Source organism: Rhodococcus sp. KRD162 (genome assembly GCF_017168335.1).
In the GTDB taxonomy this organism is placed as follows: Bacteria; Actinomycetota; Actinomycetes; order Mycobacteriales; family Mycobacteriaceae; genus Rhodococcoides.
On the sequence record NZ_JABFAU010000051.1, the window covers coordinates 1 to 9152 of the forward strand.

Sequence of the window (9152 nt, forward strand, 5' to 3'; positions counted from 1 at the left end):
CGCCACCGCCGCCTCCGGTTCCCGGGGCTTTGCCGCCGTAGCCGCCCTGGCTGCGGGTGACCACGCCCCCGGCCGATTTGGCTGCGCGGGCCGCGCCCATGACGGCGGCGCTGGTTCCGCCGCTCATGGCGGCCATGCCCAGGGCTGCTCCACCTGCGGCCATGCCGGCCAATGCCATCGGGCTACCGGAGGAGGCGCTCGAGACGTTCAGCACCCTCAGTAGCGCCGGAAGTGCCACTGCCGCAACGGTGAGCAGAATCAGGCCTTGAAGCTTGGTGACGTCGGAGCTGGGGTCTGCGGCCCAGAACGCGGTGGCCATGATCGCGGCCGACGCGGGCTTGAAGAGGATGAACGCGATTGCCCAGTTGCGCATCTTTTCGTAGGACTGCGAACCCATCTCTGTTCCCGATGCTGCCGCGGCGACGGGCAGGACACCGACGATGACCATCAGGAACGCCATGCGGACCACCAGCAGCACGACCTGGACCAGTGCGCCGAGCATTCCGAACAGAGCGATCAGCAGAACCCAGCCCGGTCCCCAGGTCGAGGTGTCGTCGATCATCATCGCTTGGACTTTGGTGCCGAGGTCGTTGCCGCCCGATTCGCTGAGCAACCACAAGCTGATGCCGTCCGAGACCTGGATGGCCAGGCCGATGGCCACACCGAACAGCGACATCGAGGTGATAGTCCGGACGAAGGTACGCACGAGATCCATTGCCGCGGCGTTCTCGTTTCCGGACTGTGCCAGGGCGACGCGGATGCAAGCGACGAAGATCGAAATGACCAGCACCGCACCCTGAATGGGGAGCATGTATGTCTGGAGGACCGTGAGGTAGTTCGCGTCCGACAAGGCCGGTGAGGGTGTGGTGAACCACCAGTTGATCATCGTGCCCCAGCCATCGGCGACGCCGGCGATGAGAGATTTGACGTTCTTCCCGAACGCCGAGTCCCACATCTTCTGCAGCGCATCGCCGGGATGAGAGACGACGTTAGCGAGCTTGCAGACCTGTTCCGAAGGGTTGGCGAAGATCTTGCGCAGTGCGCCCGAGACGCTGGCCCACGATCCCGTGTCCTGCGTCATCGACTCGCACTTTTGGTCGAACCCGAACGTTCCTTCTCCTGGTGCGCCGTTGCCGATTTCGGGCAATGCGGGTGCCTGGGGTGCTTCGGTGGGTCCGCCTTCGGGGACGGCGTAGGTCACCGTGGGGCACGTCTGCGTCGATTGTCCGCCGCCCAGTGGGACCGTGATGCAGGTCAGCTCTCGTTGGACCATCGTGTACCCCGCGGGCAACGGCTTGGGTGTCGTACCTCCGAGACCGCCGAGGGTGATCGATCCTGCGGGAAGGTTGTTCGCCTTCAGATCGTCCGCACCGACGAGCTCGTAGCCCTGCGGTGCGGCCGGAATCGCAGGGCCGGTGGTCTCCTGCGCGGATGCCGGCTGAGCCAACGCGCCTATCAGCGATGCGGCCGCGATGAGTACGACCAGCGCGGCGAGGACAGCGTGGACGATCCGTCCGGCGCGTAGCCGCATCGTCACCATGGGGTCCACCCGCTCAGAGAGGTCGCGGTGCCGGAGAGATCGCCGAGCTGCTCGGGGAAAGTCAGCTTCCAGTCGCCGTCGACCCAGGTGGCCGTCAACCTGGTGGTCAACCACTGCGCGGTGCCGTTGTCCGCTTTCTGTGCGGGACTGGCAGTTTCGATGACGGCGAGATCGGGGGCGTAGTCGAGGATCCGGAACGCGTCGGACTTGGTCTGGTAGCTCAGGGCAGCGTCGGTGGCACCGCGATGGAACGGGCCTTCGGCGTCGAGCTGCGCGTACAGCTCGCTGCGCTGTGCCGCGGTCATGATGGTCTGGTTGTCGTAGATCCCGCGTGCGGTCTCGTTGTTCGCTGACCCCAGGCGCAGCGCGATCTGCACGGCCGCCAGGGCGGCCCCTTGTGGAGTGTGAGCGAATCCGCTGGCGGTCAGACCTTTTACGGTGGACGGGCCGTCCGAGGTGGAGAACGGGACGATCGCTCCGTCGTTGACCTTCTGCCAGCTCACTCCCGCGGGAGCGGGCACCGGTACGGCCGGGTTGTAGGGGCCGTAGTCGACAGGTGACTGCGGCAGTGCCCACCCGCCGGGCCATTTCGGGACGTCGACCCGGCGGCCGAGACGGTCGACGGTCGGGGTTGCCAGCCCTTGCATCGCGCCGTCGGTGTTCGGGACGGCCGTGGGGCCGGTGGAGGGAGGCGCGGTGACCGTCGGTCGAGGCGTCTGGGCGGTCGGCGACTCGTCGTCGGAGTCGCCGCTCACTCGAAGGACGACCGCGACGACGGCGCAGATCACGATGATCGCAACGACGAGCATCGCCGCGCCGGTCAATATGCGGTGCTCTTTGGCGGGCTTGTCGGCTCCGGGGGTTCCGGTACTCATGATGCCGCCGCGAATTCGGTGAAACCGGCGGTGTCGGTGAGTGTTTCGGGCTCGGGGATGTCGTCGGGTGCAGGCAGCAGTAGCTTCCAGTCCTCTCCCGACCAGACCAGGGTGTGGGTGGTGGCCATGAGCGCACCGTCGGGGCGCTCGACCGCCAGTCGAACTACAGCCCGGGTGTCGGTGAAGTCGGTGACCTCGAAGCCCTGCAGGTGTGCTTCGGTTCCCTCCGGTGCCGGATCGGTGATGGAGACCTGTGCGCGGTTGACGGCGTAGGTGTCGCGGCCGACGCCGGGTGCTGCGACCGCATTGACCACTTCGGGCCAGGAGTTGTCCGGTGCCAGACGCAGTCTGGTGATTCCTTGTGCTGCGGCCAGGACCGCGCCCTGAGGCGTCGGGGTGTAGCCGGTTGCGATGTCGCCGGCCACCTCACGCGGACCGTCCGTGCTCGAGGTCGGCAGGGAGGCACCCCGCCAGCTCTGCCACTGCACGTCGGCAGGCGCGGCCGAGGTATCGACGGCGGCTGCGCTCGTCGAGGTTGTCGTGGTGTCGGATGTGGGTTCGGCGGATCCGCATCCGGACAAGGCCAGGACCGCGGCGACGGTGGCTGCGGCGATGAGGTGGCGTTTCATATGAAGGGTCTCCGATTCGAATTGCGTTATGAGAGGGCGAAGCCCGCGAGTGCGCCCGCCGAGCTTGCGGCGATCGCGGCGGCACAGATCCACAGGATCTTTCGGACGGTCCGGTTCAAGGGTGTCGAGGTGGCGAAGTGCCACCACAACATCCCGGCGGCGACGATCAGTGACGTCACCAGTACTGCTCCGACGATCCACATTCCGTAGCCCAGAAGTTGATCGAGTGGTCCGGTGACTTCGGGTGGGAGTGGTTGCGACGGTGGTGCCGGTTGGGCGAGCGGTGTCACGCTCACGTCATCACCCAGGTGATCCATGACGCTGCGAGCGACATGATCAACGCGCCGATCACAGCGCCGATGACGATCTTGATGCCTTTACCCCTCATCGCTCCGTCGCCGGCGGCATGGTCGAACCACATCACCCCGCCGCCGACGATGATTCCCAGGACGGCACCGGCGGTCAGAATCCACAGGGCGACGCCGATCATGCGCCATATCCGGTCGCCTCCGGGCGGGGGTACGGGATCGGGCTGCGGGACGGCCAGGATGGTGGTGTGGACTGCGTCGAATGTGTTGATCAGCATGGTGTTTCGCTCTCTTATGGGTTGGTCTGAAGGATCGAGATGATGGTGGTGCGGATGGCGTCGGCAACGTCCGCGACCTCGCGCGGTACGGCTCGGTCGGGCGGTTCGCGTTTGCGTCCGGTGGGAATGGGATCTCCGGGAGTCCAGAACGGGAGCTCGTCGGGTGTCAGTTCGTTCCAGGTGTCGATCCACGGGATTCGCCAGTGATGGTCGTCGACGAGCCCCGCGACCACTTCGAGGCGTTGGCGCAGCTCGCTTTTGAGTCGGCTCGGTGATGCTGCGACGGTGACGAGCCCGACCAGAGTGGTTGCGCCGCCGTAGCCGGACAGATGCTGCGTGAGCAGATCGTGAGCTCGGGTGATTCCCCATGCGGATTCACGGGCGACCACCACGACGAAGGGTGATTCCTGCTCGAAGCCGGCCGGGAACGCGCCCATCGCATCGCCGGCGATCGACCACGAGGCGGTCAGCATCGACACTCCGGCTCCTCCGTGGCCACCGACGAGCCACCACGAGGGCACAGCCCGGTCGGTGGGTGCGTAGACCGGCTCGGGCCAGACGTCGATGCACCGCTCTGCAGGCGGCGGGGTGATCAACCCGTGTGAGCGTCCCGGCTCCCGGGAGTCGTCGGCGGCCGCCCATGCCGTGGCGCTCACAGTGCCGGCCCCTGTGCTTGGTTTCGGTTCTGCCATCCGGCGGCGAAGTCCGTGGCCACCAGCTGAGCGAGATCGCGATACGCCGCCCGTGTCGCGGGAAGCAGCCGATCCCAGTAGATTTCCGCGCCCTCGTCCAGATGCGGATCGAACGGGATGGTCACCACTGCGCGGACGCGGTCACCGAAGTACTCCTGTAGCTGGTGGTCGGTCAACGGTGTCTTCGAGCTGCTCGACATCCGGGAGACGACGATCACGCACCGCTGCACCAGGTGCGAGTAGTGATGGGCGTCCAACCAATCGAGCAGCGCGTTGGTTCTGGTGACCGCCGAGACGTCGAGCTTGGTGGGCGCGATCAGAGAGTCGGTCAGGTCGAGCACTCCCGCCATCGCGGGGTGGGTGATGCCGGTGCCGCAATCGGACAGCAGCACCTGGAAGTGGTCTTGGAGGATCTCGATCACGCGCCGGTAGTCGTTCTCGCTCAGCGCTTCCGAACGCTCCGGATCATCGTGTGAGGCGAGAACTTGCAGACCGGTCTCGGCTTCGAGGGTGTGTTGGCGTACGTCCGCGTAGCGATCGGTACGCGGGGCGGCGAGCAGGTCGTAGATCGTCGGTGGATGCTCGGTGCGGGGCGCGATCGCTGCGATGCGTTCGGCGAGGACACCGGCATCGGGGTTGGCGTCTATGGCCAACACCCGATCGGTGCGCACGTCCGCGAAAGCGTGGCCCAGCACGACCGAGACGGTCGACTTTCCCACTCCACCTTTGAGCCCTGCCACGGTGATCTTGTGATCGGTGCGCACCGGGGCGGCGATCTGCGCGTCGAGCTCACGTGCACGTTTGTCCGCGGGCGACTCGCCGGCGTTGATCGTGCGCAGAGACAACGCGTAGAGGGCGCGTCGCCACCCCGATGTCGGAGCAGCTCGGACACCGTCGATCTCCAACGCGGACGCCGTCGGGGGGCGCGGCGGCTGCGTTCTGTCGCCGCGCCCCAACATCACCACCGCGGTGGTGTTGCGGTCCAGATCGATTTGCCCGAACGCCGGTCGTGGGCCGACCGGTGTGGACGTCGTGTCGACGTCGTCGATGTCGGGACTCGTCCGATCGGCCATCAGGCCGTCTTTCCAGTCTGTGCTCATCGGGTGGTCCTTACTGGGGTCGCCATCAGTTGGACGGGGTCAGCCACGAGGAGTCGTCGGGAGCGGCAGCGGGGAACTCCATCGGGAACGCATCGCCCGATGGGGCCGACGACGTGGTCGCAGTACTCGTGCTGTCGGCGTCGGTGGCCGTCTGCGGGGTGTAGGTCGGCGTCGTCAGCGTCGACGAGGACTCGGCCCAGGGATCGAAGGCGGTGGAGGTCGAGGCCGGTTGTGCGCCGACCTGGAACTGAAGACCGGGAAGGCCTTGGTAGGAGCCCTGCCCGTCGACGGGAACGGTTCGTGCGAAGGCGTCCTTGTCCGCAGCGGGGGCGGTCGATCCGCTTTCGAGATCCTTGACCAGCGCGGTGATCCAGTCCGAGGCGAAGCTCAGCCAGGTTCCGCCCGACGGTGTGACCGCATCACGTTGGTAGGACTCGTGATTGGCGCGCACCGCCCAGTACTTGACGTCGGTGGCCATCTTGATCAGGCCCTTGTTGTCTGTGAGTTCGTTCTGCACGATCTTCGACACGGCCGTGGTCGTCTTGTCGGTGATGTTCGCCGGAACCAGCTGCAGAGCAGCCTCGGCTGCTTTGGCTCCCAGTAACGCCAGGGCTGCCGGCGGATTGGTCAGGCCGACGGTGGCCAGTTGCGCGATGTTGTCCATCGTCAGGACTTTTTTGGCGAACGTGACTGCGGTGTTGATTCCGATGCCGAGGACTTTGTCGATCGCGGCGAAAGCATCGACCTGGTGTGTCGGGTTGGAGGCATCGGCGGCGCGGTTGCTCAGGGAATCTCCCGGCCGGTAGTCCAGGCCGCGGGTGGTGCCGTCGCTGCTGGTGATGTCTTCGTTGACGACGTCGACGCCCATCTTGAGCGCGGTGGTGCCCATGACCTGCGCGGCCGACCACAGCACCCCGATGGGATCTTGGGCGTCGAGGTTCATCTGGCCGCTGACGTTGGTCACCAGACGGGCCAGCGGGGCGTCGGCGGGTGTATCGCAGGCGATGTCGCCGCTCGCGCAGGCCGATGCGACTCGGCCGGTCAGGGACCCGAACGAGGCCGGGGTCTGCGCGGCGAGAGGTGCGATGCCGCCTCCGTCGGACGGCGGTGTGGGCAGCGTTTCGAGCTTGGTCACCTCCGCGCCGCGGGTACCGGGTGCAGGTGCGGGGTGTTCCTGGGAAGGTGCACCGGGGAAGACGCCGTCGCCCTGCTTACGAGTGGGATCGGAGTAGAGCATTCCCATCGCGACCCGTGCGGGCGGGATCGGACCTTGGCCAGCGCCGATCAGCCGGAGCAGCTCCGAGGCAACTCCCGCGCCCTGCGAGTACCCCAGCAGCCCGAACTTGGTGTTCGGGCAGCGAGCGGCTTCGTCGGCGATGATCTTCGAGGCGTTCTCGACTCCGCGCGCGGCCGAGTCCTTGTACGAGGTTCCGGTGAAGCCGTAGTCGGCCGGGTACGGCACGTAGGTGCGGTCGAACTTGTCCGAGGTGGTTCCACCGAACTCGGCCAGGACCGGAAGGATCGCCGCCGACAGCGTGCCCGAGTCCTGCTTGGGCATGGACCCTTCGGTGGACTCGGTGGTGCCCTGCGTGACGACGACGTGCAGCAGCGCGCACGGAGCGTTGGTGGTGGAGTCGGCCGAGGGGGACGTGGTGTCGGGGGGCGTGGTGGTCGGTTGCGCTGCAGCCTGGGTCCCTGCGCTCACTGTGATCGCGACGGACCCCAGTAGAGCCATCGCGACGTAGGTGGATCGGTTGGCCTTCATCAGTTCTCCGTTTCGGTGATGTCGACGATCGAGGTGATGAGGGTCCGATCACCGTCGGTTCGTGTTCGTACGATCTGGGTCCACGTCACCGGCTCTGCGCCCGGGACGGCATGGGTGAGGTAGACGGTGTATTCGTCGGGGCCTCTCGGGGTGATGCGCAGGCAGTGCGTGGTCTCGGACGGGAAGGTGTCGATTCCGGCGCTCTGCAACAGTTCTGGGCTGCCGACTGCGGCGTCGGGGGTGGTGAACGCACGCGCGGCGGCTCCGCTGCGCTTGACGTAGTAGGCGTAGTCGAAGCCGAGGATCGCGTCCGGGCCCGAACCGAACCCGCCCGGTCCGGCACCGGTGACTTCGCTACTGGTCCTGGACTCGACACACGGCGGCGGCGCGGCCGGGGCCGGGGTGGTGGACGTGGGCGGCTCGGTTGTGGTCGCGGGTGCCTCCGGGGTGGTGAGCATCGACGACATTCCGGCCGCGAACGATGCCTGGTCGTTGGAGTCGGGGGACAACACCCACGACACGGCACCTATGGCCACACCCAGCAGCAGGCTGGCCGCGGCGAGTGAGCCCCAAATCGCCAGCCGAGAGCGCCGGCCGCGCTTGTTCTGCGGGATCGGACGCGGTACCGGTTTCGGCACCGGCTTCGGTGAAAGACCTGCGACCGCAGCCTCTCGGCTGGTGTGTGCCGGTGGGGCCTCGCTCGCCGGCCGCGGAGGAGCGGCCGGAGTGCGCGGGTCAGGCGTGCTCGGTGTGTCGGTCAGTGTGGCTCGCTCCCACGGTTTGCTTCCTGGACGGGAGGTGCCGGGACTGCGATCAGACAGCGATGCCATGGCTGCTGCTCACTCCTTCTGGTCGACGAAACGCTGGAACACCGAGCACGCCTGCTCCTCTAGACGGGCTGGCTGGTGGTCAGGGCCTGCCACGCCGCATTGGCCTGCGCGAGGGCCGGACCCGCAGCGGCTACCGCGTCCGCGACGGCGGGCTGTTCGACGACCGTCGAGGCGAAGCCCGCCGCCGCGTTAGCGGCTGGTGCAACCCACGTGCCTGCGTCGCTGACGGCCTTTTCGACGACCGGAGCAGCATTCTGAACGGCGGTGTTCGTCTGAGCGACCAGGTCCGGTCCCGCCTCCGTCGCCAGTGGTGCCGGGGTGACCGGAACTGGGCTGGTGGCCGGCGGTGCGGGTGCCGCATCGACAGCGGGAGCGGGTGCAGGCTCCTCGATCGTCGCCGCTTCGCCGCCGGCGGCCGCGCCGCCGATCAGAGCACCGGCTGCAGCACCGACCGCGGTGGTCGCCGCGACGATCGGTGCCGAAACCGCCGCTCCGACACCGGCTCCAGCGAGTGCCGCTGCACCGGGGACGAAGACGTAGCCGACCGGGCCGGCCCAGACGATCGCCGGAGTCAGGACGGGGGTTGCGGCCACGCCGAGTCCGGCACCGATGGCCGCGCCGCCGGCGGTGATCGCTGCGCCGGGGACAAGTCCGACACCGAGTCCGACAAGGCCGCCCGTCACGGCACCGGCAGCGGTACCGGCGGCGATACGGTCAGCTCGCGGGGCGGTCGCAAGGCCGTTGTCTACGAGGAGGTTTCCGCCGTCTGCCTGGATGGCCTGGAAGGTGTTCGAGACCTGGCGGGCGAAGACACGGTCGACGCCGTCGGGGATTCGATACGGGGTCGCGCCGATCAGGACGGAGTCGTCATCGACCTCGATCGGCACGATCGTCGGCCGCTTGACCGTCGGCACCGGCGCTGGTGCCGGTACCGGTGCGGGAGCGACGGTCTCGGGACTATCGCTGATGCCGGGGCCCTGGATCGGTGCCGGGCTGCTCTCGTAGACGACCGGTTCGGAGTAGTAGGTGGTGTCGTAGGAGGGCCGCTGTCGACCTGCGTTGTAGTCGTCGACGGTGCGCGTCTCGGAGTAGTCGTAGATCGGGCTGTAGCCGGCGATGTACGAGTCCTCGGGAG

At 67.4% G+C, this 9152-nt stretch carries 10 protein-coding genes; all 10 read right to left on the reverse strand.

All coding sequences use genetic code 11. The features are described 5' to 3' along the window. On the reverse strand, nucleotides 1-1540 hold a 1540-nt coding region (locus J1M87_RS25690; RefSeq protein WP_206492545.1), incomplete at its 3' end, for a hypothetical protein. Further along, nucleotides 1534-2415, reverse strand: a complete 882-nt coding sequence (locus J1M87_RS25695; protein ID WP_052060488.1) for a hypothetical protein — start codon at nucleotides 2413-2415, stop codon at nucleotides 1534-1536. The genes J1M87_RS25695 and J1M87_RS25690, both read right to left, overlap by 7 nt. Then, nucleotides 2412-3044, reverse strand: a complete 633-nt coding sequence (locus J1M87_RS25700) for a hypothetical protein (RefSeq protein WP_032406419.1) — start codon at nucleotides 3042-3044, stop codon at nucleotides 2412-2414. Before J1M87_RS25700 ends, J1M87_RS25695 begins: the two co-directional genes overlap by 4 nt. Nucleotides 3045-3070: 26 nt before the next feature. Beyond that, the gene (locus J1M87_RS25705) at nucleotides 3071-3340 is read right to left on the reverse strand and encodes a hypothetical protein (RefSeq protein WP_139278523.1); all 270 of its coding nucleotides are present in this window, start codon (nucleotides 3338-3340) and stop codon (nucleotides 3071-3073) included. Continuing rightward, nucleotides 3337-3630, reverse strand: a complete 294-nt coding sequence (locus tag J1M87_RS25710) for a hypothetical protein (RefSeq protein ID WP_052058297.1) — start codon at nucleotides 3628-3630, stop codon at nucleotides 3337-3339. The genes J1M87_RS25705 and J1M87_RS25710 overlap by 4 nt, the downstream gene beginning before the upstream one ends. Nucleotides 3631-3644: 14 nt before the next feature. After that, the gene (locus tag J1M87_RS25715) at nucleotides 3645-4286 is read right to left on the reverse strand and encodes a hypothetical protein (protein ID WP_072692215.1); all 642 of its coding nucleotides are present in this window, start codon (nucleotides 4284-4286) and stop codon (nucleotides 3645-3647) included. Then, the gene (locus J1M87_RS25720) at nucleotides 4283-5422 is read right to left on the reverse strand and encodes a MinD/ParA family protein (protein ID WP_081371413.1); all 1140 of its coding nucleotides are present in this window, start codon (nucleotides 5420-5422) and stop codon (nucleotides 4283-4285) included. Before J1M87_RS25720 ends, J1M87_RS25715 begins: the two co-directional genes overlap by 4 nt. A 25-nt stretch (nucleotides 5423-5447) precedes the next feature. Beyond that, nucleotides 5448-7187 (reverse strand): cutinase family protein, encoded by a 1740-nt coding sequence (locus tag J1M87_RS25725; protein ID WP_052060490.1) that lies wholly within the window; start codon nucleotides 7185-7187, stop codon nucleotides 5448-5450. After that, nucleotides 7187-8017 carry a hypothetical protein gene (locus J1M87_RS25730; RefSeq protein WP_052060491.1) on the reverse strand — a complete coding sequence of 277 codons (831 nt, stop codon included), beginning with the start codon at nucleotides 8015-8017 and terminating at the stop codon, nucleotides 7187-7189. The genes J1M87_RS25725 and J1M87_RS25730 overlap by 1 nt, the downstream gene beginning before the upstream one ends. A gap of 59 nt (nucleotides 8018-8076) precedes the next feature. Then, nucleotides 8077-9152: hypothetical protein (locus J1M87_RS25735; protein ID WP_206492546.1), on the reverse strand; the 1076-nt coding region annotated here is incomplete at its 5' end.